This window comes from Mesorhizobium sp. M7A.F.Ca.MR.148.00.0.0, from assembly GCF_003997735.1.
In the GTDB taxonomy this organism is placed as follows: Bacteria; Pseudomonadota; Alphaproteobacteria; order Rhizobiales; family Rhizobiaceae; genus Mesorhizobium.
In genome coordinates, this window is sequence record NZ_RZTB01000616.1 from 1 (window position 1) to 257 (window position 257).

The window sequence follows — 257 nt, forward strand, 5'->3', positions numbered from 1 at the left end:
TACGACTACAACACGCTCGACCAGAACGCGGTGATCGGTCCGCATCCGCAGGTCGGGAATTTCATCTTCGCCAACGGATTCTCCGGCCACGGCCTGCAGCAGGCGCCGGCGGTCGGCAAGGCGCTGGCCGAACTGATCGTTCATGGCGGCTATCGCACGGTGGATTGTTCGGCGTTTGGCTATGGTCGAGTCGCGGAAGGGCGGGCGTTCCGGGAATTGAACGTGATTTGAGCGTTGGCAGGGCAGAGAGGGGTGTG

1 protein-coding gene is annotated in these 257 nt (G+C 62.6%); it reads left to right on the forward strand.

The features are described 5' to 3' along the window. Positions 1-231, forward strand: a 231-nt coding sequence (locus tag EOB49_RS35540) for an FAD-dependent oxidoreductase (RefSeq protein ID WP_164782014.1), incomplete at its 5' end; no start/stop codon positions are given. Positions 232-257 lie beyond the last annotated feature (26 nt).